18 protein-coding genes are annotated in these 23,048 nt (G+C 69.1%); 13 read left to right on the top strand and 5 right to left on the bottom strand.

All coding sequences use genetic code 11. The features are described 5' to 3' along the window. Nucleotides 1-6 precede the first annotated feature (6 nt). Both ACTOWL_RS27930 and ACTOWL_RS27935 read left to right on the top strand, forming a co-directional pair. Nucleotides 7-720 carry a heme-copper oxidase subunit III family protein gene (locus ACTOWL_RS27930; protein ID WP_441324556.1) on the top strand — a complete coding sequence of 238 codons (714 nt, stop codon included), beginning with the start codon at nt 7-9 and terminating at the stop codon, nt 718-720. 5 nt (nt 721-725) lie between these two features. Beyond that, nucleotides 726-1,094: a cytochrome C oxidase subunit IV family protein gene (locus ACTOWL_RS27935; protein WP_441324557.1), complete on the top strand. Its 369-nt coding sequence runs from the start codon at nt 726-728 to the stop codon at nt 1,092-1,094. 96 nt (nt 1,095-1,190) lie between these two features. Here ACTOWL_RS27935 and ACTOWL_RS27940 read toward each other — a convergent pair whose 3' ends face one another. Both ACTOWL_RS27940 and ACTOWL_RS27945 read right to left on the bottom strand, forming a co-directional pair. Further along, nucleotides 1,191-2,801 carry a M20/M25/M40 family metallo-hydrolase gene (locus tag ACTOWL_RS27940; RefSeq protein WP_441324558.1) on the bottom strand — a complete coding sequence of 537 codons (1,611 nt, stop codon included), beginning with the start codon at nt 2,799-2,801 and terminating at the stop codon, nt 1,191-1,193. A gap of 7 nt (nt 2,802-2,808) precedes the next feature. Beyond that, entirely contained in the window at nt 2,809-3,060 is a 252-nt protein-coding gene (locus ACTOWL_RS27945; protein WP_225766729.1) for an Lrp/AsnC ligand binding domain-containing protein, read from the bottom strand. Between the two features lie 377 nt (nt 3,061-3,437). Here ACTOWL_RS27945 and ACTOWL_RS27950 point away from each other — a divergent pair, with 377 nt between their 5' ends. The 7 genes from ACTOWL_RS27950 to ACTOWL_RS27980 all read left to right on the top strand — a co-directional run bounded on the left by ACTOWL_RS27950 (nt 3,438) and on the right by ACTOWL_RS27980 (nt 15,256). Further along, nucleotides 3,438-5,546, top strand: coding sequence for a hypothetical protein (locus ACTOWL_RS27950; RefSeq protein WP_441324559.1), 2,109 nt, complete (start codon nt 3,438-3,440; stop codon nt 5,544-5,546). Between the two features lie 216 nt (nt 5,547-5,762). Further along, nucleotides 5,763-7,553: a calcium-binding protein gene (locus ACTOWL_RS27955; RefSeq protein WP_441324560.1), complete on the top strand. Its 1,791-nt coding sequence runs from the start codon at nt 5,763-5,765 to the stop codon at nt 7,551-7,553. Nucleotides 7,554-7,611: 58 nt separating this feature from the next. Next, nucleotides 7,612-8,430 (top strand): calcium-binding protein, encoded by an 819-nt coding sequence (locus ACTOWL_RS27960; RefSeq protein ID WP_441324561.1) that lies wholly within the window; start codon nt 7,612-7,614, stop codon nt 8,428-8,430. Nucleotides 8,431-8,597: 167 nt separating this feature from the next. Continuing rightward, nucleotides 8,598-9,758 carry a calcium-binding protein gene (locus tag ACTOWL_RS27965; protein ID WP_441324562.1) on the top strand — a complete coding sequence of 387 codons (1,161 nt, stop codon included), beginning with the start codon at nt 8,598-8,600 and terminating at the stop codon, nt 9,756-9,758. A 71-nt stretch (nt 9,759-9,829) separates the two neighbouring features. Next, nucleotides 9,830-10,906: a calcium-binding protein gene (locus ACTOWL_RS27970; RefSeq protein WP_441324563.1), complete on the top strand. Its 1,077-nt coding sequence runs from the start codon at nt 9,830-9,832 to the stop codon at nt 10,904-10,906. 144 nt (nt 10,907-11,050) lie between these two features. Beyond that, a complete protein-coding gene (locus ACTOWL_RS27975) occupies nt 11,051-12,874 on the top strand; it encodes a calcium-binding protein (protein ID WP_441324564.1) in 1,824 nt (607 codons plus the stop codon). 183 nt (nt 12,875-13,057) lie between these two features. Then, entirely contained in the window at nt 13,058-15,256 is a 2,199-nt protein-coding gene (locus tag ACTOWL_RS27980; protein ID WP_441324565.1) for a beta strand repeat-containing protein, read from the top strand. Here ACTOWL_RS27980 and ACTOWL_RS27985 read toward each other — a convergent pair. After that, nucleotides 15,253-16,275 (bottom strand): LacI family DNA-binding transcriptional regulator, encoded by a 1,023-nt coding sequence (locus ACTOWL_RS27985; RefSeq protein WP_441324566.1) that lies wholly within the window; start codon nt 16,273-16,275, stop codon nt 15,253-15,255. The genes ACTOWL_RS27980 and ACTOWL_RS27985 overlap by 4 nt on opposite strands. A 322-nt stretch (nt 16,276-16,597) precedes the next feature. Between ACTOWL_RS27985 and hisE the strand changes: the two genes are divergently transcribed. Then, nucleotides 16,598-16,936, top strand: a complete 339-nt coding sequence (gene hisE / locus ACTOWL_RS27990) for a phosphoribosyl-ATP diphosphatase (protein WP_441324567.1) — start codon at nt 16,598-16,600, stop codon at nt 16,934-16,936. 35 nt (nt 16,937-16,971) lie between these two features. Here the strand turns inward: hisE and ACTOWL_RS27995 are convergent, their stop codons facing one another. Next, complete coding sequence (locus tag ACTOWL_RS27995; protein ID WP_441324568.1) at nt 16,972-19,257, bottom strand: phosphocholine-specific phospholipase C; 2,286 nt, start codon at nt 19,255-19,257, stop codon at nt 16,972-16,974. A gap of 177 nt (nt 19,258-19,434) precedes the next feature. On the opposite strand from ACTOWL_RS27995, the gene ACTOWL_RS28000 reads away from it, so the two are divergent. Together ACTOWL_RS28000 and ACTOWL_RS28005 are read left to right on the top strand one after the other, a co-directional pair. Further along, nucleotides 19,435-19,932: a cupin domain-containing protein gene (locus tag ACTOWL_RS28000; protein WP_441324569.1), complete on the top strand. Its 498-nt coding sequence runs from the start codon at nt 19,435-19,437 to the stop codon at nt 19,930-19,932. Between the two features lie 11 nt (nt 19,933-19,943). Continuing rightward, nucleotides 19,944-21,452 (top strand): M81 family metallopeptidase, encoded by a 1,509-nt coding sequence (locus ACTOWL_RS28005; RefSeq protein WP_441324570.1) that lies wholly within the window; start codon nt 19,944-19,946, stop codon nt 21,450-21,452. 329 nt (nt 21,453-21,781) lie between these two features. Here ACTOWL_RS28005 and ACTOWL_RS28010 read toward each other — a convergent pair whose 3' ends face one another. Continuing rightward, complete coding sequence (locus tag ACTOWL_RS28010; RefSeq protein WP_441324571.1) at nt 21,782-22,342, bottom strand: hypothetical protein; 561 nt, start codon at nt 22,340-22,342, stop codon at nt 21,782-21,784. Between the two features lie 204 nt (nt 22,343-22,546). Here ACTOWL_RS28010 and ACTOWL_RS28015 point away from each other — a divergent pair. Next, nucleotides 22,547-23,048, top strand: a 502-nt coding sequence (locus ACTOWL_RS28015) for a hypothetical protein (protein ID WP_441324572.1), incomplete at its 3' end; no start/stop codon positions are given.

Below are 23,048 nucleotides of genomic sequence, written 5' to 3' on the forward strand. Positions count from 1 at the left end.
AAGCCGATGGCCGAAACGCACCTGGCAGGATCGGTCGAGCGCCCCGCGGGATGGCAGGGCGTCTCCGCCGACTGGTCGTCCGACCAGCGCGCCTTCAAGAGCGCGTCCTGGGGCAAGGCGATGATGTGGATCTTCCTGCTCAGCGACACCTTCGTGTTCGGCTGCTTCCTGCTGTCCTACATGACGGTGCGGATGTCGACGGCCGAATCCTGGCCGAACCCGAGCGAGGTGTTCGCGCTGACCATCGGCGGCGAGTCGGTGCCGCTGATCCTGATCGCGATCATGACCTTCGTGCTGATCAGCAGCAGCGGCACCATGGCCATGGCGGTGAATTACGGCTACCGCCGCGACCGGGTGAAGACGGCGGTGCTGATGCTGGTGACCGCGGCGTTCGGCGCCGCCTTCGTCGGCATGCAGGCCTTCGAGTGGACCAAGCTGATCCATGAAGGGGTGCGGCCCTGGGGCAACCCCTGGGGCGCGCCGCAATTCGGCTCGGCCTTCTTCATGATCACCGGCTTCCACGGCACCCATGTCACCATCGGGGTGATCTTCCTGATCATCGTCGCCCGCAAGGTGCTGCGCGGCGACTACGACACCGGCCGGCGTGGCTTCTTCACCAGCCGGCGGGGGCATTACGAGATCGTCGAGATCACCGGCCTGTACTGGCACTTCGTCGATCTGGTCTGGGTGTTCATCTTCGCGCTGTTCTATCTGTGGTGAGGGACATGGCACACGCCGCGCATATCGACGAAGGGCACGGGCAGCCGCAACCCGTCGCCCATGCCGAAGGGCAGCAGCACCCGATCAGGCTGTACCTGGTGGTCTGGGGCTGGCTGTTCGTGCTCAGCGCCTGCTCCTACATGGTCGACTATTTCGCCCTGCAGGGCCTGCTGCGCTGGGGCCTGATCCTGGTCTTCATGATGCTGAAGGCGGGGCTGATCGTCGCCGTGTTCATGCATATGAAGTGGGAGCGGCTGGCCCTGGTCTACGCCATCCTGGTGCCGCCCGGGGCGCTCCTGGTCTTCGTCGCCATCATGGTGGCCGAGTCCGACTACACCCTGCTGACCCGGATGCTGTTCCTGGGCGGGCAGTAGGCAAGGCGGGTTCGCGTAGGTTGGGTTCGCGATTGCGAACCCAACATGGCGCCGCCCGAACGATTGTTGGGTTCGCAAGCGCGAACCCAACCTACGTCAGCCTTTCAGCACCCCGTCCGCGATCTCCCGGATCAGCTCCGGCAGCACCCCGAAGGCATAGGGGCGGTGGATGCGCTCCAGCGGCGTGTGGTAGTCGCGGCCCCAGGGGCCGGCGTTGACGATCGGGATCTGCGCCAGGGCCGGGCCGTCGGGCCAGGGCAGGCCGGCGCCCCAGGCCGGGGTGTCGGCGGCGATGGCGGCGACCGAGCTCTCGTCGCCCGTGCCGAGGAAGCTCATATCCGAGATGCCGGGGAACCAGGGCTCGAGCCCGATCGTGGTGCCGTGCCGCGCGGCAACCTTGGCCGCGGCCTCGCGCGTCGCCCGCTCCAACCGCAGCCCGGCCGCGTCGCCGCCCAGCGACACCGGCAGATAGGGCATCGAGGCCAGGCCCAGCACCACCGCCGGGCCGCTGCGGCCGCTCAGGCGCCACAGCGCCTCGGTGATCCGCCGGCACTGCTCCGGCAGGTCCAGCCCGGCCTCCGCCGCCTCCTGCGCCACGACAGCGAGCGCCGCCCTGGCCTCGGGCGACCGCGCCAGCACCTCGCGCCGCAGCTCGGCGAAGCGCAGCACCGGCACCTCCGGCACATCGGCCCCGCCGCGTTGCCGCAGCTGCGCCGCGACGCCGGCCACCGCGTCCCCGATCAGCCGGGCCAGCGGCGCCAGCACCTCCTCCGGGCCGCGCCGGTACCGCGCGGTGTTCCAGAACATCCAGACCGTGCCGGGGGTGGTGACGTCGTAGCCGGCCTTGCCGTCCTTCATGCCCAGCAGCGTCGCCGGCGTGCCGGAGGCGTTGCCCAGGCTCTCGGTCAGCTCCGGCGCCCATTCCGCCGCGGCGGCGATGGCGCCGGCCAGGGCGGCGGCGCTGACCCCGCGGATGGTGTCGGCGGCATGGGCGGCGCGGCCGACCACCAGGGCGCTCGGCAGCAGCTTGCCGACGCTGCCCAGCGCCACCGACCGGCCGAAGCGGCCGTCGCCGGTGTCGCCCAGGCAGTCGAGATTGATCGCGGCGTCGAGGCTCAGCCCCAGCCGCTCGGCCAGGCCGGGCAAAGCGCGGGCGGCGCTGCGGGCGCCGGCGGAGTTCACCTCCTCGTCCGGCACGGCGAGGAACAGCAGGTTGCCCTCGCGCTCCGGCTCCGCGGCCGCCGCCTCCAGCACCGCCAGGCCGGCGGCGAGGCCGCCCTTCATGTCGAGCAGGCCGCGGCCCGGCAGGAAGTCCGGCCCGGACAGGTCGGAAAGGGCCAGCCGCTCCGCCTCGCTGCGGGCATCCCGCCGCAGCCGGGCCAGCAGGGCATCCTTCAACTGCTCGGGCTCGGTCGCCAGTGGCTGCAGGTCGCCGTAATCGGCCACGGTCACCGTGTCGAAATGGCCGGTCAGCACCACGGTGCGGCGGCCGCGTCCGCGCAGCAGGGCGGCGACGCTGGCGCGGCCCAGCCGGTCGCCGGTCGGAATGGTCCAGACATCGTCCGGCCGGTCGCGGAAGGCCGGGCTGGCGCGCAGCAGGCCGCACAGCGTCTCGGCATAGGCCACCTCGTCCGCCGTGCCGGTGACGCTGGGGATGCGGGTGAGTGTCAGCGCCCAGTGCTCGGCGCCGGCGGCGAGATCGGTCATGACGCGCTCAGCTCTTGCCGGCGAAGGCGTTGAAGGTGATCAGCGTCATCGTGTCCTTGATGTGCGGCAGGGCGTGGATGCGGCTGTTGACGAAGCGGCCGACATCGACGTCCTCCGGCAGGTAGCATTTGATCATCAGATCGAACTGGCCGGAGATCGAGTAGATCTCCGACACCTCCTCGATCTCGTCCACCGCATGCTCGGCGGTGTCGTAAGCGTGGCCCAGCTCGCATTTCACCATGATGAAGATCGGACGCATCCCGCGGCCTCCGTGACTCGGTTCCGGGCGATCCTAGCCCGGCCGCGGCGCGAGGTCATGCGGGGGATGGGCCTGCGGCGAGATGGGCCTCCGACCATAATTATGGCACAGTTACACAAAATAACATGCACCCGCTGCCCATTGCCGAGCGGTACCCTGGCCATGCATTGATCCCCCGGACAGGATCCGGCCGCCGGAGTCGAGTATCGATATAAGAATACTCGTTCTTGATCTGGTTGGATGCGGCAGAATCAAGAATGGAAAAATGGACGTCATGAGCAATAGAGAGCCACTTCGGCCGCGATATCGCATCGCAGCTGTTTGGTACGGTTCGGTCATGGGTATTTATCGAAACGAAATAAAACAGGAGAGGGAACGTGGCTACAGTCAGCTATTCATGGGACACCACTGTCGTCGGCTTCACCTTGAATGACGATGCCGCCGGCAATCAGGCGGATGTCGCCATCGCCGCGACCGCCGACGGGGGCTATCTGGGCGCCTGGAGCGTCGGCAGCGTCGCCGTCGAGGGGCGGTACGTCGACGCCGAGGGCACGCCGGGCGTCGAATCCCTGATCAACACCACGCTGAACGGCCTCCAGTTCGATGCCAGCATGGCGCTGCTCGGCAACGGCCACAATGTCGTGAGCTTCACCGACAGCAGCTCGGGCACCAATACGGTCCGGATCCGCATCCTCGGCGACGGCGCCCCGGCCACGGACTTCGTCGTGGTGCCCGGCAGCCCCTCGCCCCTGCGGGAATCCGACGTCACGGCGCTGGGGGCCGACGGCTTCGCCGTGGCCTTCACCCGCGACTTCGGCGGCGGCGACACCGATATCCTGGTCCAGCGATACGAGGCGGATGGAGACCAGATCGGCGGGATCATCGTCGTCGACAACGCCGCCGGCCTCGCCACCGACCATGCCTCGATCGTCGACCTCGCCTCCGGCGGCTTCGTCGTGGCCTGGGAGCAGTCGGCGACCGCCGGCGGCGACCATTCCGTCTGGTTCCAGCTCTACGACGCATTGGGCGTACCCGTGACCGTTGCGGGCGATCCGCCCGGCGGCCATCACCTGATCGACAGCGCCGGCTCGATCAACCAGGACATCCAGGTCGCCGCCCTGCAGGATGGCGGCTTCGTCGTGGCCTATACCGACAACGGCTGGGGGACCGGCACGGATATCACGGCGCGGGTCTACAATGCCGACGGAACGGCGCGCACCACCCACCTCCTGGTCAACACCGACACCGCCCTCGATCAGCTCCGCCCGACGATCACCGTCCTGTCCAACGGCTTCTTCGTGGTCGGCTGGACCGATGTGGGCACGTTCCGATACCAGGCCTACGACCCGGCCGGCAACGCCATCGGCAGCAACTTCGGTACCCACACCAACACCATCGAAGGCGAGATCGCGGCCCTGGCCGACGGCCAGGTGGCCAGCGTGCGCGAGAGCGATTTCAGCGACGGCGACGGCAATTCGGTCCGCAGCTCGGTGCATGCGCTGACCCGCTCCACCATCGGCACGGCGGCCGGCGAGACCCTCACCGGCGACAGCCTGCGCGACAACATCAGCGGCAGCGACGGCAACGACACCCTCGACGGCGGCGCCGCGGACGACACGCTCTTTGGCGGCCTGCACGACGACGTGCTCCGCGGCGGCGCCGGGGGCGACCAGCTTTTCGGCAGCGTCGGCAGCGACACCGCCAGCTACTACACCAGCGTGGCCGGGGTCGCGGTCGATCTCGCCGCCGGCACCGGCAGCGTCGGCGATGCCGCGGGCGACTTTCTGGTCGACATCGAGAACCTCTCCGGCAGCAACCTGGGCAACGACATCCTCGCCGGCAACAGCGGCGCCAACAAGCTGCAGGGCTGGGGCGGCGACGACGTGCTCCGCGGCGGGGCGGGGGCCGACACACTGGAGGGCGGCGCCGGCACCGACACCGCCAGCTATTACAGCGGTGCGACCGGGGTTGCGGTCAACCTCGGTGCGGGCACCGCCAGCGGCGGCGATGCCGCGGGCGATATGCTGAGCGGCATCGAGAACCTCTCCGGCAGCAATCTGGGCGGCGACATCCTCACCGGCAACGCCGGCGCCAATGTGCTGCAGGGCTGGGGTGGCAACGACGCCCTTGTCGGCGGTGCCGGCAAGGATACGCTGACCGGCGGGGCCGGGCTCGACCGGATCTACGTCACCGCCCTCGGCGACAGCGTGGTCGGGGCCAATGCCGATGCCGTCACCGACTTCAGCCAAGCCCAGGGCGACGAGATCGACGTGAGCCTGATCGACGCCAACACCGGAGCCGCCGGCAACCAGGCCTTCAGCTTCATCGGCACCGCCGTCTACACCGGCGTCGCCGGGCAGCTGCGCTTCTCCATCGTCAACGGCGTCACCACCATCGCCGGCGACGTCAACGGCGACCAGGTCTCCGACTTCCACATCATCCTGACCGGCAGCATCGCTCTCGTCGCCGGCGACTTCGTGCTTTGAACCGGCCCGGCCGCCGCCGATCCGACGCCGGTCGGGGGCGGCCATCCCGTCACGAGCAAGGGAAAGCCATTCTGTCATGATCTCGCATCGCAGCCGTTCGGCATAGCCCGGTCATAAGCATTTGCCGACGTGAATTCTGAACAAGAGGGGGAAGTTATGGCCACAGTCACCTATTCATGGGCCACTGAGGTTGCCAGTTTCATCTTGAACGACGACGTGACCGGAAATCCGTCGAGTGTCGCCATCACCGCAACCGCCGATGGTGGCTATCTGGGGGCCTGGAACGTCAGCGGCAACGCCTTTGTCCGGGGGCGGTACGTCGATGCCGACGGCACGCCGGGCGTCTCGGCACAGCTCAACACCACGACGCTCGGCAACCAGGTCGACGCCAGCATGGCGCTGCTGGGCAACGGCCACAATGTCGTGACCTTCACCGATAACAGCAGCGGCGCCGATACGGTCCGGGTCCGCATCCTCGGCGATGGCGCTCCGCCCCTGGATTTCGCGGTACCGGCCGCCCCCGAGCCCCAGCGTGAATCCGACGTCGCGGCGCTGTCCGGCGGCGGCTTCGCGGTCGCCTTCACCCGCGATTACGGCGGCGGCGACACCGACATCAATCTTCAGCGGTACAACGCCGACGGAACCCTGAACGGCGGGCGGATACTGGTCGAGTCCACCATCCCCCTGGCCACCGACCATGCCTCGGTCGCCGGCCTCGCCTCCGGCGGCTTCGTCGTTGCCTGGGAGCAGTCCCCGGCCGCCGGCGGCGACCATTCCGTCTGGTTCAAGCTCTACGATGCCGCGGGCGTCGCGGTGGGCGGCTCGCAGCTGATCGACAGCGCCGGCTCGATCAACCAGGACATCCAGGTCGCCGCCCTGCAGGATGGCGGCTTCGTCGTCGCCTATGCCGACAACGGCTGGGAAGGCGGCGACGGCACCGAGATCACGGCGCGAATCTACAATGCCGACGGAACGGGGCGCAGCGGCTATCTGCTGGTCAACACCGACAACACGGGCGCTCAGCTCAATCCGACGATCACCGTCCTGTCCAACGGCTACTTTACGGTCGGCTGGACCAGAGCGGGCGTTTTCTACTATCAGGCCTACGACCCGAGTGGCGCCGCCGCCGGCGGCAACTACGGGGCCGGCGGCGGCGCCAACGAAGTCGAGATCGCAGCCCTGGCCGATGGCCGGGTGGCCAACGTGCGCGAGAGCATCATCACCGACGGCGACGGCAACTCGGTCCGCAGCTCGGTGCATGCGCTGACCCGCAGCACCGTCGGGACGGCGGAGGACGACATCCTGACCGGCGACGGCCTGCGCGATGCCATGAACGGCGGCGGCGGCAGCGACATCCTCGACGGCGCAGGCGCAGACGACGAACTGATCGGCAGCGCGGGCGACGATACGCTCCGCGGCGGCGCCGGGGCCGACACGCTGGAGGGCGGCGCCGGCATCGACACCGCGAGCTATTACAGCGGCGCGACCGGGGTCACGGTCGACCTCCTCGCCGGCGGCACTGGCGGCGATGCCGCGGGCGACGTGCTGACCGGCATCGAGAACCTCACCGGCAGCAACCTGGGCGGCGACATCCTCTCCGGCAACGCCGGCGCCAATGTGCTGCAGGGCTGGGGCGGCGATGATGCCCTCGTCGGCGGAGGCGGCAAGGACACGCTCACCGGCGGGGTCGGGGCCGACGATTACCGCTTCATCGCCCTAAGCGACAGCGTGGTCGGGGCCAATGCCGACGTCATCACCGACTTCAGCCACGCCCAGGGCGACGATGTCGACCTGACGGGGATCGACGCCAACACCGGCGCCGCCGGCAACCAGGCCTTCAGCTTCATCGGCGCCAACCTCTACAGCGGCGCCGCCGGCCAGCTGCGCTTCTCCATCGTCAACGGCGTCACCACCATCGCCGGCGACGTCAACGGCGACATGGTCTCGGACTTCCACATCACCCTGACCGGCAGCATCGCCCTCGTCGCCGCCGACTTCGTGCTCTGACCACGGCGCGGCCGGCGGCAGACCGCCGGCCGCCAACCCTCAACCACGGAGGCCCATCATGGCCGTCGTCAACGGAACCGCCGGAAACGATCTGATCCATGTTGCCGGCGACGGGTTGATCGCCCCGCCCGGCGTCATCGATATCGCCCTGGCCACGGCCTTCGACGACACGCTGAACGGCCTCGGCGGCAACGACTCGCTCTACGGCAGAGACGGCAACGACAGACTCGACGGCGAGGTCGGCAACGACACGCTCAGCGGCGGCGCCGGCAACGATTTTCTGCGGGGAGGTGCCGGGGCGGACACTCTCGACGGCGGCGCCGGCACCGACACCGCCAGCTGGTACACCGGCGTGACCGGGGTCATCATCGACCTCACCGCCGGCCTCGGCACCAGCGGCGACGCCGCGGGCGACACGCTGAGCGGCATCGAGAACCTTTCCGGCAGCCAGAGCAACGACATCCTCGAAGGCAACAGCGGCACCAATGTGCTGCAGGGCTGGAACGGCACCGACGCCCTTGTCGGCTTGGCCGGCAAGGACACGCTCACCGGTGGCGCCGGGGCGGACCGCTACTTCTTCACCGCCCTCGGCGACAGCATGGTCGGGGCCAACGCCGACGTCATCACCGACTTCAGCCACGCCGAGGCCGACCAAGTCGACCTGGGTTTCATCGACGCCAACACCGGCGTCGTCGGCGACCAGGCCTTCAGCTTCATCGGCACCGGCCTTTACACCGGCGTCGCCGGCCAGCTGCGCTACGCCATCGCCGGCGGCGTCACCACCATCGCCGGCGACGTCAACGGCGACAAGGTCAGCGATTTCCACATCACCGCAACCGGCACCATCAATTTCATCGCCCTCGATTTTGTGCTCTGAACCGGCCCGGGCCCCGGCCGAGCGCGGCCGGGGCCCGGGAAACCGGACACGATATCCACGTTCCCGCAGGCGGGCATCCTCCATTCGGCTGAGGCGGCCGAGGGCGGTCCGGGGCAGACTGACGGGCGGCATCGCGTGCCGCAGCATCCGCGACAGGGAGACCGATCATGGCCGTCGTCAACGGAACCGCGGGAAGCGATCTGATCCATGTCGCCGGCGACGGCATCGTCGCCTCGCCCGGCTTCACCGACATCGCCCAGGCGACGGCCTTCGCCGACACTCTGAGCGGCCTCGGCGGGGCCGACGCGATCTATGGCGGCGCCGGCGACGACCTGATCGACGGTGGTGACGGCAACGATTCCCTGATCGGAGGCGCCGGCGCGGACACGCTGCTCGGCGGCGCCGGCATCGACACCGTCAGCTACAGCGGCAGCACCAGCAGCATCATCGTCGATCTCACCACCGGCCGCGGCTCTTTCGGCGATGCCGAGGGCGACACGATCTCCGGCATCGAGAACGTCCAGGGCACTGACGGCCTCGGCGACAGCCTGTCCGGGTCCGCAGTGGCCAACACGCTCAGCGGCCTCAGCGGCAACGACTTTCTTCTCGGTCTGGGCGGCAACGACACGCTCCTCGGTGGCGACGGCGACGACGGCCTGCGGGGCGGTGCCGGGGCGGATCGGCTCGACGGCGGTGCCGGCATCGACAGCGTCGGTTACGCCTCCAGCGCCGCCGCGGTTGCGATCGATCTCAGCACCGGCCTTTGCAGCGGCGGCGAGGCCCAGGGCGACACGATCTCCGGCATCGAGGACATCTATGGCGGCACGCACGGCGACACCCTCACCGGCTCCGCAGTCGCCAACTTCCTCTTCGGCGCTGATGGGAACGATATCCTTTCCGGCCTCAGCGGCGACGACCTGCTCTACGGCAGCAACGGCGACGACGTGCTCCGCGGCGGCGCCGGGGCCGACCAGTTCGACGGCGGTGCCGGCATCGACCTCGTCAGCTTCTACGGCGCTGCCGCCGCGGTGACGGTCATTCTGGCCGGTGCCGGCTTTGGCGGCGACGCCGATGGCGACTCCTACGTCGAGGTCGAGAACGTCAACGGTGGCACGGCCGGGGACCTCATCACCGGCAACGTCTCCGCTAACGTGCTCAACGGCTATGACGGCAACGATTGGCTCGACGGCCGCCACGGCAATGACACGCTCCTCGGCGGCGTGGGCGACGATTCCCTTGAGGGCGGCATCGGCGCGGATCGTCTCGACGGTGGTGCCGGTATCGATACGATCAGCTACTTCTTCAGCACCGGGTCACCGTCGACCTGAGCACCGGCGTCTGCAGCGGCGGCGAGGCTCAAGGCGACGTGGTCTCCGGCGTCGAGAACATTCAGGGAACGTTGTCGTATGCCGATACTCTGACCGGCTCGTCCGTCGCGAACCTCCTGGACGGCCTGTCCGGGAATGATGTCCTCGACGGTCTCGGCGGCGCCGACACGCTGATCGGCGGCGGAGGGGACGACACGCTCCGCGGCGGCGACGGCGACGATGTCCTCCATGTCGACGGTGGGCTCGGGCCGGACCTGTTGGACGGCGGTGCCGGCCGCGATACCGTCGTGTTCACGATCGCCACGGTCTGCGACTACCAGGCGGACGAGTTCGATCCCCACATCGTCACGGATGACTGGCAGAACTGGGAGGTGATCCAGGGCTCCGCCGGCAACGACACGATCCGCACCGTCAACAAGGGCTTTGCCGTGGAGCTGCGCGGCGGCGCCGGTGACGACGTGCTCGCCACCGCGGTCGACGCCGCCTTCGGCGACACGCTGTCGGGCGAGGCCGGCAACGACCAGCTCGACGGCGGCGCCGGCAACGATGTCCTCCGCGGCGGCGCCGGGGCGGATGCGCTGGCGGGCGCCGGCGGCACCGACACCGCCAGCTATTACAGCGGCACCGTCGGGGTCGTGGTCAGCCTTGCCAGCGGCCTCGGCGGCGGCGGCGAGGCCCAGGGCGACACCCTGTCCGGCATCGAGAACCTTTCCGGCAGCCAGGGCAGCGACAGCCTCTACGGCAATGCCGGCGCCAATGTCCTGCAGGGCTGGAACGGCAACGACGCCCTTTTCGGCCGGGCCGGCAAGGACACGCTCACCGGCGGCGCCGGGGGCGACCGCTTCACCTTCACCGCGTTAAGCGACAGCGTGGTCGGGGCCAATGCCGACCGGATCACCGATTTCAGCCGGGCCCAGGGCGATCGCATCGACCTGGCGGCGATCGACGCCAGGTTCACGGTCGTGGGCGACCAGGCCTTCAGCTTCATCGGCACCGCTGCTTTCACCGGCGTGGCGGGCCAGCTCCACTATTGGCACGACGCCGGCCGGACCATCGTCTCCGGCGACGTCAACGGCAATGGCACCGCCGACTTCAACATCACCCTGACCGGCACCATTGCCCTCGTCGCCGGCGACTTCGTGCTGTAGCGGCCGGCGCCCGCCGCGGTCGTGCCGTCAGCTCACGCGGGTCTGTCGACCGCGCCGCTGCCCTCATCCGTTCGTATGACGTGGCGGGGGACGCGGCAGGATAGGATTTTGCGGACGGTCGCTCGACGAGAGGGGAACGGAACGATGGCATTCACGCCCGGCAACCTCACCGCGCTGGATTGGGACCTCACGCGCAATGCGGCGGCACTGTCGGCCCCGATCGACGATTTCGGAGAAGAAGTCGTCTGGGCCAGGCTGCAGGTGACGGCCGGCGTCACCTATTATCTGGTCGGAAGCACCGTCAGTGCCGCTGGCCGCGGCACCGGCGTCGGCGTCATCGACGCGGATGGAAACCCGCTCGCCGGCAGCACGGGCGGCGAGCTCGGCATCCTGACCTTTTCGGCGACATCGACCGGATCGGTGTTCGTCGGAATCGCGAACGCAATGGCCTATCCGGGGGTCGCGGATCTCTTCGTCACCACCGATGCGGCGTCGCTGGTCCAGGCCAGCGGTTCGTACACGGCGCTGGCCGGCGAACGAGTCGCCGGCCGCGGAGATAGCAATTCGATCGACCTCGGGGTGGCCGGGCTGGACGCGCTGGGCGGTGGCGGCGACGACAGCCTCACCGGCAACGGCCTCGACAACCGCCTCAGCGGCGGCACCGGGGACGATCGCATCAATGCCGGGGACGGCAACGACGCGATCTGGGGCGGCCTCGGAATCGATACCATCGACGGCGGCGCCGGCAACGACATCGTCTATGCCGGCGACGCTCCCGACTCCGTCCTCGGCGGAGACGGCATCGACCAGCTGCGCGGCGGCGGCGGGGCCGACTGGCTCGAGGGCGGGGCCGGCAACGACACGATTTTCGGGGATGCCGGGAACGATTATGCCATTGGCGGGATCGGCAACGACACGGTATCCGGAGGTGACGGAGATGACCGCGTCGCCGGCGCCGAGGGTGACGACGTGCTCCGCGGCGGGGCCGGCGAAGACGGACTCGTCGGCGACGCCGGCAACGACATGATTTTCGGGGATGACGCCCATGACTTCATCACCGGGGACGACGGCAACGATTCGCTCGAGGGCGGCGCCGCCAACGACCAGCTCTATGGCCAGGCGGACAACGACGTGCTCCGTGGCGGCGCCGGGGCCGACACGCTCGACGGCGGCGCCGGCATCGACACCGCCAGCTACTACACCGGCACGGTCGGGGTCGTGGTCGATCTCTCCACCCGGAAGGGCAGCGGCGGCGAGGCCCAGGGCGACAGCTTGTATGACATCGAGAACCTCTCCGGCAGCCAGGGCAACGACAGCCTGATCGGGACCGGCGGCGCCAACCTGCTGCAGGGCTGGAACGGCAACGACGTGCTCCGTGGCGCCGCCGGGGCCGACCGGCTCGACGGCGGCGCCGGCATCGACACCGCGAGCTATTACAGCGGCACCACCGGGGTCGTGGTCAGCCTGGTCAGCGGCCTCGGCAGCAGCGGCGAGGCCCAGGGCGATACCCTCTCCGGCATCGAGAACCTCTCCGGCAGCCAGGGCTGGGACAGCCTGTACGGCAATGCCGGCGCCAATGTGCTGCAGGGCTGGAACGGCAACGACGCCCTCTTCGGCCGGACCGGCAAGGACACGCTCACCGGCGGCGCCGGGGTGGATCGCTTCGTCTACGGCAGCATCGCCGACAGCGTGGTCGGGGCCAATGCCGACCGCATCACCGATTTCAGCCATGCCCAGGCCGACCGCATCGACCTGGCGGCGATCGACGCCAGGTTCACGGTCGCCGGCGACCAGGCCTTCAGCTTCATCGGCACCGCCGCTTTCACCGGCGTCGCCGGGCAGCTCCACTATTGGCACGACGCCGGCCGGACCATCGTCTCCGGCGACGTCAACGGCAACGGCACCGCCGACTTCAACATCACCCTGACCGGGACCATCAGCCTCGTCGCCGGCGACTTCGTGCTCTGAGGCCGCCTCAGTCCGGCGCGGCGGCCGCCACGATCCGGCATCTGAGGACATTGTCCGCAGGCTCGGCTTGCGCAATCCTGGATGAGAGCCCGCCGGAGCAACCGGCAAAGTCGGCCGGCGGTGCGTCGCCCGGTCCCATCGACCATCCGGCCGACCCAATCTCGATCGGGAGGAAGCAGCACCATGGCGTCCATCAACACGCGCAGCACCGGGCTGATGTCGCAGTCGAGTACCGGCCTCAGGGGCAATGGCAGCTCGCTCAATTCCGCCATTTCGGGCGACGGCCGCTTCGTCGTCTTCGCGAGCGAGGCGACCAATCTGGGCGGCACCGGCACGGCCAATCCGGACATCTATCTGCGCGACACTCTGACCGGAACCACGACGCTGCTGTCGCACACGCCGGGCGGGGCTCACTCCAATGGAAATGAGGATCTGCCGGCGATCTCGGATGACGGCCGCTTCGTGGTGTTCCAGAGCAACGCCAGCGATCTGGTCGCGGGCGACGGCAACGGCGCCGCCGACATCTTCCTGCGCGACACGCTGGACGGCAGCACCACGCTGATCTCCGTCGCCGGCAACGGCACCCAGGGCAACGGCCCGTCCGGGCAGGCGCAGATCTCGGGCGACGGCCGCTATGTCGTGTTCCAGAGCGCGGCCAGCAACCTGGTCGCGGGCGACAGCAACGGCACCACCGACATCTTTCTGCGCGACACCCTGGCTGGCACCACCAGCCGGCTCTCGGTCAGCACGGCCGGGGTGCAGGGCAACGGGTCGGTCGAGTCCCCGGACATCTCCTTCGACGGCGTCACGGTCGTGTATTCCAGCACCGCCACCACCCTGGTGGCGGGCGACAGCAACGGCGTCAGCGACGTCTTCCTGCGCGACCTCTCGACCGGGGTCACCGCCCGCGTCTCGGTCAGCTCGGCCGGGGTGCAGGCGAATGGCGCCTCGGTCGATGCCAGCGTCTCGGGCGACGGCCTCGACGTGGCCTTCACCTCCGCCGCCACCAACCTGGTCGCTGGCGACGCCAACGGCGTCGACGACATCTTCCTGCGCGACCGGGCGGATGGCACCACCACCTTGGTTTCCGTCAGCAGCGCCGGAGTCCAGGGCAACGGCGCCTCGCTCGACGCCTCGATCTCGGGCGACGGCCGCTATGTCGTGTTCGAAAGCGCGGCCAGCAATCTGGTCGCCGGCGACAGCAACGGCGTCAACGACGTCTTCCTGCGCGACACGGTGACCGGCACCACCATCCGCCTGTCCGTCGGGCTGGGCGGGGCGCAGGCGAACGGCGCGTCGTTCGGCGCCGAGATCTCGGCGGACGGCCACATCGTCACCTTCTCCAGCGCCGCCAGCAACCTGGTGGCGGGCGACAGCAACGGCGTCACCGACGTCTTCCGGGTATCGCTGGCGGCGTCGAATGCGGCCGACTGGATGGTGGGATCGGACGCCAACGACTCGCTGTCGGGCCTCGGCGGCAGCGACATCCTCACCGGCGGTCTCGGCGACGACCAGCTGCAGGGCGGGGCCGGCCTGGACACTCTCGACGGCGGCGCCGGCATCGATACCGCGGTCTATGACGGGAGCGCGGCGGGCGTGACGGTCAACCTTTCGACCGGCAGGGGCACCGGCGGCGACGCCCAGGGCGACACCTATGTCGGCATCGAGAATGTCCGCGGCAGCAACGTGAGGGACATCATCGACGGCACGGCCGGCGCCAACCTGCTCCAGGGGTCCGGAGGGGACGATGTGCTTCGCGGCGGGGCTGGGGCCGATACCCTCGATGGTGGTGGCTTTGGCATTGGGAACAGCGAGTCGGATACCGCCAGCTACTACACCAGCTCGATCGGGGTCACGATCAGCCTGGCCGCCGGCACCGCCAGCGGTGGCGACGCGCAAGGCGACGTCCTGATCTCGATCGAGAATCTGTCCGGCAGCCAGGGCAACGATGTTCTGATCGGGAGCGACTTCCCCAATGTCACCAACACCCTGGAAGGCTGGGGCGGCGACGACGTGCTGTCCAGAGGGGGGAATGACGGTACGGATATCCTCAGGGGCGGTGCCGGGGCCGACCGTTTTGTCTTCGACAGAACCGAGGTCAGCCCGGCGGGAGTCGTTTACGTCGTCATCGACGATTTCAGCCACGCCCAGGGCGACAAGATCGACCTGTCGGCGATCGACGCCGACACCACCACGCCCGGCGACCAGGCCTTCACCTTCATCGGCACCGCCGCGTACACCGGGGTGGGGCAGCTCCGCTACGCCGTCACCGCCCCCGGGGTCACCACCATTGCCGGCAACATCGACCGCTTCGGCGGCTCCGATTTCCACCTCACCGTGACCGGCAACATCGCCCTCGTCGCCGCCGACTTCGTGCTCTAGCCGATCCGGTCCGGCGCCGGGCCGCGGACGGTGCGGCGCCAGACCAGCGGCGCCGGGATCGTCAGCCGCAGCGGCGCCGTGCCCTCCGCGGAGTCCAGCGCCGCCATCACCGCGTCGCCGGTGGCGTCGACCGACTGGTCGAAGGTGGTCAGGTCATAGGCCGACCACCCGGCCTGCTCGGTGTTGTCGAAGCCGATGACGCAGAGATCCTCGGGCACGCGCAGGCCCAGGTCGTGGCGCGCGGCGTCGAGGAAGCCGAAGGCGACCAGGTCGCTGATGCAGAAGGCTGCGTCCGGCCGGTCCGGCCGCAGCAGCAGGTCGTGCGCCGCGGCCCGGCCGGTGGCGTAGACGGTGCGGCCGCCGCGCCAGACCGCCGGCTGGATCCCCTCGGCCCGGGCGGCGGCGAGGAAGCTGGCCTCGCGCGCCAGCAGCGACGGCGTGCCCTGGGCCGAGGTCACCAGGCACGGCCGGCGGCAGCCGGCGCGGCGGAAGGCGGCGACCGCCAGCCGGCCGGGCAGGGCGCTGTCGATGGCGATATTGTCCGGCCCCTCGATCCGGTCGTCGCGGTTGATCAGCACCACCCGCTGCCCGGCGGCGATGCACAGCCGGGTGATGTCCTCCGACGGGGTGCCGGACAGCACGATGGTGGCGTCGGCGCGGTAGTTCAGGATCTGCCGCAGCGCCGACCGGGCATCGGCGTCGCCGCGGCCGCTGGTGCCGATCAGCATGGCGACGCGGCCGCTGTGCTGCAGCCGGTCGGTCAGGGCCCCGACCATCCGCGACCGCAGCGGCGTCTCCAGGTCGGAGGCGACGATGCAGACGATGCTGCTGGACCGCCGCGTCAGGCCGCGGGCCAGGTGGTTGACGTGGTAGCCCAGCGCCTCCGCCGCCTGCAGCACCCGCTGCCGGGTCTCGGCCGAGACGCTGGCGCCCGGGGTGAAGGTGCGCGAGACGGCGGAGCGGGAGACCCCGGCCCGGTCGGCCACCTGCTGGGCGCTGGCGAAGCTGCGACGCGTCACGAGGAATCCTGAATGGGGCGCTTGTCCGAGACAGCAGGGTGCCAATTTTATGCACAGCCATGCAGAAGACAAGCACTACAGCTGGTTCAGCAGTGCCGACCATGGGCTATGGGTGGTTGACAGCCAGGCTGTTTCGTGTCGAGCTTGCACAGCCGTGCAAATGCCTCGGCATGTGGCGCGGACCGTTGCAATCCGGTCGCGTCCTGAACAGCCCGGGGCGGCGGCGTGACGGAAGGAACATCCTGATGCCGCGATTGCGGCACAGGATCCCGCGAGGGCCGTTGGAGGAGGCGGTTCCGGAGGGAAGCGGAAGGGATCGATCATGGGACATCAGACGACGCTCGGAGGCGACCGGCTTCAGGCTCTGGCGGAGGAGTTGCGGGAGCGCCGGTCGCGCATGCAGTTCAGCCCGCGCACGGCCAAGCTGCTCGACAGCGGCGTGCCGAAGATGGCGCAGAAGCTGGTCGAGGAGGCGGCCGAGGTGGCGATCGACGCCGTCCGCGGCGAACGCCAGGCCGTGATCGAGGAGGCCGCCGACCTGATGTTCAATCTCACGGTGCTGCTGACCGAGCTCGAGATCAGCCCCCGCGAGGTCTGGGACGAGATGGACCGCCGCCAGAAGCTCTATGGCATCGCCGAGAAGCTGCCGAAGGACCGGTAGCCCGGTCCCTCGGCGCTGTTTCCCTTCGGATTCTTCTAGATCGTCTCGACCGCGGGGCCGCCGATCTTCGGATCGGTCAGGCTCGGGCGGCCGGTCTCGACATGGCCGGCGAAGCGGCGCAGGAAGCCGTCCCCGGTGCCCACCGTGACGCTCAGATCGAACCAGCCGGAGCTGGACCGCAGCGACCAGCGGTCGCGCACCAGGGCGCCCGGCCACAGGTAATGGTGGCGCGGCGGCTCCGCGCTGTAGCCATTGCTGACCGTCAGATAGCAGGGCCGGAAGCTGGCATTGGTCAGCAGCAGCGTGACGTCGCCGCCCAGGCCGTCCTGGATCAGCCGCACCTCGGGCCGGGCGGTGCCCGACAGGACCGGGGTCAGGCGGCCCTTGAACTGGTTCAGCATGCCGTTCGGCCCGTAGACCGACAGGTCATAGCTGCCGGCGCGGTCCGGCGTCCAGCTGTCGGACAGCGAGTCGCCGGCCCCGACCGTGTACTGCCACGGCCCGCGCCGGTCGGCGGTCGGCTGCATCGGCCGGTCCGGGAACACGGTGTCGTCCGGCTCGTAGGGCTTGCCCGTCTCGTTGAAGGTCGCGCCGCCGCTGCCATAGACGATGAAGCAGGCGCCGGCCGACCCGGCATTGGCGAAATCGATCCAGAAGCGCTGCCCGCCCGGATCGACCCGGCCCTGGGCGCCGAGCCGGTAGGGCAGGGGCCGGGCGCGGCGCTGGCCGCGCTGCTGCACCGGCTTTGACTGCGCCGCGGGCGGCACCGGCCCGGGCCGGCCGGCGGCGGCATCCGCCTCGGCCTTGTAGCGGCGCGTGTCCGGCAGCGGCGGCAGGGCGGCGTCGGGGGTGCGGAAATCGAAGGCCGTGGTCAGGTCGCCGCAAACCGCGCGGCGCCAGGGCGAGATGAAGCGGCAAGGTACGCCGAAGCGCCGCTCGATGAACTGCAGCACCGAGGTGTGGTCGAACAGCTCGGAGCAGACCCAGCCGCCCTTGCTCCAGGGCGAGACCACCAGCATCGGCACCCGGGGCCCGAGGCCGATCGGCACGCCATTGTAGTTCTCGTCCGCGACCGGCAGCGTGCTGCGGCCCTGATAGCCGTAGAACCTGGTGTTCACCGGCGGCACCGGTGCCGGAACATGGTCGAAGAAGCCGTCATTCTCGTCGTAGTTCACGATCAGGACGGTCTTGGCCCAGACCTTCGGGTTGCTGGTCAGCGCCTCGAGGATCTTGTCGACCAGCGCCTGGCCGGCGGCGGGCGAGGCGTTGGGGTGCTCGCAGAAGGCGTCCGGGCAGATCACCCAGGACACTTGCGGCAGCCGGTCGGCCTTGACGTCGTCGGCGATCGCCCGCGCCAGCACGGCGTCGTAGGGATCCTCGTTCGAGGCCAGCTTCGGCCCGACATAGGCGCGGCCGCGCTTGTACAGGTCGGAGCTCTTGTCGAGCTTGCGGAAGTCGCGGTGATAGGCCAGCGAATTGCAGCCATAGTTGGAATAGGCCTGATAGACCCGCCAGTCGACCCCGTGCTTCTCCAGCGTCTCGGCATAGGCTTCCCAGGCGAGCCCTTCCCAGGGCTCGTCGAGATCCATGTCGCCGGTCCAGTTGTTGTCCAACTCCTGCCCGTGCAGCCGGCGCTTCGGGTTCTGCGGGTCGCGGCCGGTCAGGGTGTAGACGCTGGCGCCGCCGGTGAAGTACTGCCGGTTCGGCTCGGTGTTGGCGAATATCGAGCAGTGGTTGGCGTCGCAGACGGTGAACGCATCCGCCAGGTGGCGATAGAAGGGCAGGTCGGAGGCGGTGTCGTAATAGCCCATCGACATCCGGCTCTTCAGCGGCACCCAGCTGTCCCAATTCTTCCACAGCGACTGGTCGAGCTTCCAGCTGTGGTCGGTGCCGTCCATGTGCTGGGCGCTGGTGCTGCCGGTGTCGAGCCGGAACGGCAGGACGTAGTCGAGCCGGGCCTGGGCCTTGGGGTCGCCTTCGTACCAGCGCTCGCGCTCATGCCAATGGTCCCAGCCGACATTGTCGTAGCCGGTGCGGCTGGTGCCGTTGCGGCCGACGCTCTGGTACCAGACCGGCCGGCCGCTCGGCAGCGGCGCCGGGCGCGGGTCGCCGAAGCCGCGGACGCCGTTCAGCGTGCCGAAGTAATGGTCGAAGGACCGGTTTTCCTGCATCAGCACGACGATGTGCTCGACATCGCGCAGGGTGCCGGTGGCGTTGTGGGCGGGAATCGCCATGGCCTGGCGGATGCTGGCCGGCATGGCCATCGCGGCCGCGGCGGCGAGGCCGGTCTTCAGGAATTGGCGGCGGCTGTCGGAACTCACGATCGGTGTCTCATGGCAACGGGAAGAATCGGACGCCGCTCCTATAGCAGCGAACCGTGACGGACCGGTGAAGCCAGGTCTGGGAAATGCCGGGAAGGATCCATCGTGGTTGCTTCAGCCGAGGTCGCGGCGCAGTCTGGCGCCGAACGCCGCGAGAGTTTCCGGACGGACCGACCCATGACCGACCATCATCATCACGAGACCCCGGCCCCCTCTGACACACCCGATTGGCGCCTGAACGGTGTGCGCGTGATCCGCGGCACCGATCTCGACCCCAACACCGCCCAGACCCCGGGCATGGACCGCAAGGCGGCGATCAACGCCGCCCGGGTCGGGGCGCAGAAGATCTGGGCGGGCACGGTCACCATCCACCCCGACGCCAAGACCGGCGCGCATCACCACGGCCCGTTGGAGAGCGTGATCTACGTCGTCCGCGGCAAGGCCCGGATGCGCTGGGGCGAGAAGCTGGAATTCGTCGCCGAGGCCGAGGCGGGCGACTTCATCTTCGTGCCGCCCTATGTGCCGCACCAGGAGATCAACGCCTCGACCGACGAGCCGCTGGAATGCGTGCTGGTGCGCAGCGACAAAGAGGCGGTGGTGGTCAATCTCGACATCGAGCCGGTGGAGAAGCCGGAGGCCGTCTACTGGGTCGACCCGATCCACAAGCATCCGTGAGCGCGCACGGGATGAGGATAGCGGTCGGCGGGTTCCAGCACGAGACCAACAGCTTTGCCTCGGTGAAGGCCGGCTACGACCAGTTCGAGACCGCCGACGGCTGGCCCGGCTTGTCGCGCGGCGCGGCGCTGGCGCCGGCCCTGGCCGGGATCAACCTGCCCGCCGCCGGCTTCCTTGCAGCCGCGACGGCGGCGGGGCACGAGATCGCGCCGCTGCTGTGGTGCTCGGCCTCGCCCTCGGCGCCGGTGACCGACGACGCCTTCGAGCGGATCACGGCGATGCTGGTCGCCGACCTGCGCGCCGCCGGGCCGGTCGACGCGGTCTATCTCGACCTGCACGGCGCCATGGTGACCGAGAGCGTGCCGGACGGGGAGGGCGAGATCCTGGCCCGCATCCGCGCCGTCACCGGGCCGGATATCCCGATCGTGGCCAGCCTCGACCTGCACGCCAATGTCACCCGGCGGATGGTCGACCTGTCCGACCTGCTGGTGCCGTACCGCACCTATCCGCATGTCGACATGGCCGAGACCGGGGCGCGGGCGGCGGCGCTGCTGGACCGCATTCTGTCCGGCTGGCGACCTGCGAAGGCGTTCCGGCAGGCGGAGTTCCTGGTCTCCCTGGTGGGTCAATGCACGCTCAGCGACCCGGCGCGCCGGCTCTACGCCCTGATGGCCGAGCTCGAGAGCCGGCACGACGTCTCGCTCGGCTTCTCCATGGGCTTCCCGGCGGCGGATTTCGCCGATTGCGGCCCCAGCCTGGTCGGCTACGGCGCCGATGCCGCGGCGCTGGCAACGGCGGTGGACGAGATGACGGCCGCGATCGCCGCGGCCGAGCCGGAGTTCGTGCCGGTGCTGCTGCAGCCCGACGCGGCGGTGGCCGAGGCCCGGCGCCTTGCCGGGGTGACGCGGCCGGTGGTGCTGGCCGACACTCAGGACAATCCCGGCGGCGGTGCCGAATCCGACGGGGTGGTGCTGCTGGAGGCGCTGATCCGCGGCGGCGCCGAGGGCGCGGTGCTGGGCCTGCTGGCCGACGCGGCCACGGCGGCGGCGGCGCATGCGGCCGGAATCGGGGCGGTGCTGGACCGCGGCATCGGCGCCGGCAGCGCCTATCGCGGGCAGCAGCCGCTGCGGGCGGAATGGACGGTCGAGGCGCTGGGCGATGGCCGCTTCACCGGCACCGGCCCGTTCTACGGCGGCAACCGCATGCAGCTCGGCCCGATGGCGCTGCTGCGCCATCCGGGCGGCGTCCGCGTTGTGGTGTGCAGCCGCAAGCAGCAGGCGGCCGACCGGGAAATGTTCCGGCATCTCGGGGTCGAGCCGGCGGAGCAGACCATCCTGGCGCTGAAGAGCTCGGTCCATTTCCGCGCCGATTTCGAGCCGATCGCCGCGGCGGTGCTGGTGGTCGAGGCCCCGGGTCCGAACCTGGCCGACCCCGCGGCCCAGCCCTTCACCCGCCTGCGCGACGGCGTCCGGTTGCGGCCACTGGGCCCCGTCTTCTTCCGGCGGCCACCCCGCACCTGACCGGATTCGGCTCAATGCCGACGATCGATGGCGCTGCTGGCTTCCGCGAAGCGGACATTCCGGGCGCGCTGTCGTTGCCCGAAAGCGGACCTCGCACAGGAGGGCCGCCTGTCGTCGATTTGGCTCAGATGGTCCGTGTCCGGGTATCGAAGGAAGGCTGCACAGTGGCAACTTTTGTTTAGGGCTCGGATGCCGGCCCTGGCGCAGGAGAAGGGGCCGGGAGCGGGGCCGGCGTCCGAAGCCCTAAACAGCGGGGGACGCCAAAGCCGTCGATCCTGCCGACGTCGCCTCAATGACCTACCGATAAACCTCCACCGCTTGAATCCGCATCAATTGATTTTGCAACTTTCCATATCAGTAACTTCGTCCAACCAGGAAACAACCCTCACCGGCACTTCGTATCTTTCCGCATCGACTATCATAAATGTGTAATCAACGTTGAGATAAGGAACTCCAAAATACACCTGATGAACAATATTATTATTGAATAATAGGACAAAGCCCCAGAACAAATCTGCATCTTTCGTCGTATTTCTGAGATGAGAATCCTTTATTCGATGCAATAGGCTGGAAATCCCAGATGCAGATGCCGATATCTGGCATGACTGATCTGCAATCTCTCGGAGGGCCTCCGATGTCGCCGGAATCGCTATAGTGGTACCGTAGTCGCGTCTAAATATTACCAATTGCATACCAGAAATATTTTTCAAGTCTGAGTCGATTTTATCTAAAGACTCGATAATAACGGCCGTCTCAGTGGGCTTCTGATTTGGTATGCAGCCGACAACCAGCCCAGCCACCAGCCAGACAAAACGCTTCATGAGACCCCCCACATTAATGGTCTCATTATAGCTGAGTCGAACAGGCCGGATAGGGTCGCATGCGGTCATGTCCGCTCTCCGGCGCCGCGTGCGATGGCTGGTTTCGGGCACTCCGCAGCCGGCCCTGGCCGTCCGAGCAGGGCTTCCGGCGTCCTGCCGTGACCGGGCGCCGGCTCGGGCGTCGCGCGCCGGGGCCGGTCCCCTCATGGCGCCCGACAAGCGGGAGATACGAATTCGCTTGCTTTTTTGTTCCTCTTTTGTTCTAATCAAGCCATGGTCGATGACGCCATCAAAGCCGAAACTCCCTCCGCCGCTTCGCCGGCCACGGACGAGGCCGACATTTCGATGCTGTCCGAGCTGGCGGGGCTCGCCTTCGGGCTGGCCTCGGGGTTCCAGGCCCAGGGCGTCGCCGCCCTCGAGGCCGGCGATCTCGACCGCGCCGGGGAGGCGGAGACCCGCTTCAGCAGCCTCTTCCTCGGCATCCGCCGCGCCATCGCCCTCAAGATGAAGTTGCGGGAACAGCGCGAGGAGGCACAGCGCGAGGCCGTAGCCCACAAGGACCGGCGGCAGGACGAGAAGGACCGCCGGCGCCGCGCCGTCGGTGAACGCATGTCCCGCGCCGTCGCCGCTGAAAGGCCCGAGGCGAGGGAGCGGCTGACCGCCGATCTCTGGGAACGGCTGACCGAGGATGAGCGCATCGACGCCGACCTCGCCGACACCGCTTTGCCGATCGACGTCCTGATCGCCCGGCTCCGCCGCGACCTCGGCCTGCCGC

Source organism: Inquilinus sp. CA228 (assembly GCF_052078665.1).
Lineage (GTDB): Bacteria > Pseudomonadota > Alphaproteobacteria > DSM-16000 > Inquilinaceae > Inquilinus.

Bases quoted from the DNA above. Each gene is read 5' to 3' on its own strand.
- ACTOWL_RS27930 (WP_441324556.1), top strand. From the start codon at position 7: ATGGCCGAAACGCACCTGGCAGGATCGGTCGAGCGCCCCGCGGGATGG.
- ACTOWL_RS27935 (WP_441324557.1), top strand. From the start codon at position 726: ATGGCACACGCCGCGCATATCGACGAAGGGCACGGGCAGCCGCAACCC.
- ACTOWL_RS27940 (WP_441324558.1), bottom strand. From the start codon at position 2,801: ATGACCGATCTCGCCGCCGGCGCCGAGCACTGGGCGCTGACACTCACC.
- ACTOWL_RS27945 (WP_225766729.1), bottom strand. From the start codon at position 3,060: ATGCGTCCGATCTTCATCATGGTGAAATGCGAGCTGGGCCACGCTTAC.
- ACTOWL_RS27960 (WP_441324561.1), top strand. From the start codon at position 7,612: ATGGCCGTCGTCAACGGAACCGCCGGAAACGATCTGATCCATGTTGCC.
- ACTOWL_RS27965 (WP_441324562.1), top strand. From the start codon at position 8,598: ATGGCCGTCGTCAACGGAACCGCGGGAAGCGATCTGATCCATGTCGCC.
- ACTOWL_RS27975 (WP_441324564.1), top strand. From the start codon at position 11,051: ATGGCATTCACGCCCGGCAACCTCACCGCGCTGGATTGGGACCTCACG.
- ACTOWL_RS27980 (WP_441324565.1), top strand. From the start codon at position 13,058: ATGGCGTCCATCAACACGCGCAGCACCGGGCTGATGTCGCAGTCGAGT.
- hisE (WP_441324567.1), top strand. From the start codon at position 16,598: ATGGGACATCAGACGACGCTCGGAGGCGACCGGCTTCAGGCTCTGGCG.
- ACTOWL_RS28000 (WP_441324569.1), top strand. From the start codon at position 19,435: ATGACCGACCATCATCATCACGAGACCCCGGCCCCCTCTGACACACCC.
- ACTOWL_RS28005 (WP_441324570.1), top strand. From the start codon at position 19,944: ATGAGGATAGCGGTCGGCGGGTTCCAGCACGAGACCAACAGCTTTGCC.
- ACTOWL_RS28010 (WP_441324571.1), bottom strand. From the start codon at position 22,342: ATGACCGCATGCGACCCTATCCGGCCTGTTCGACTCAGCTATAATGAG.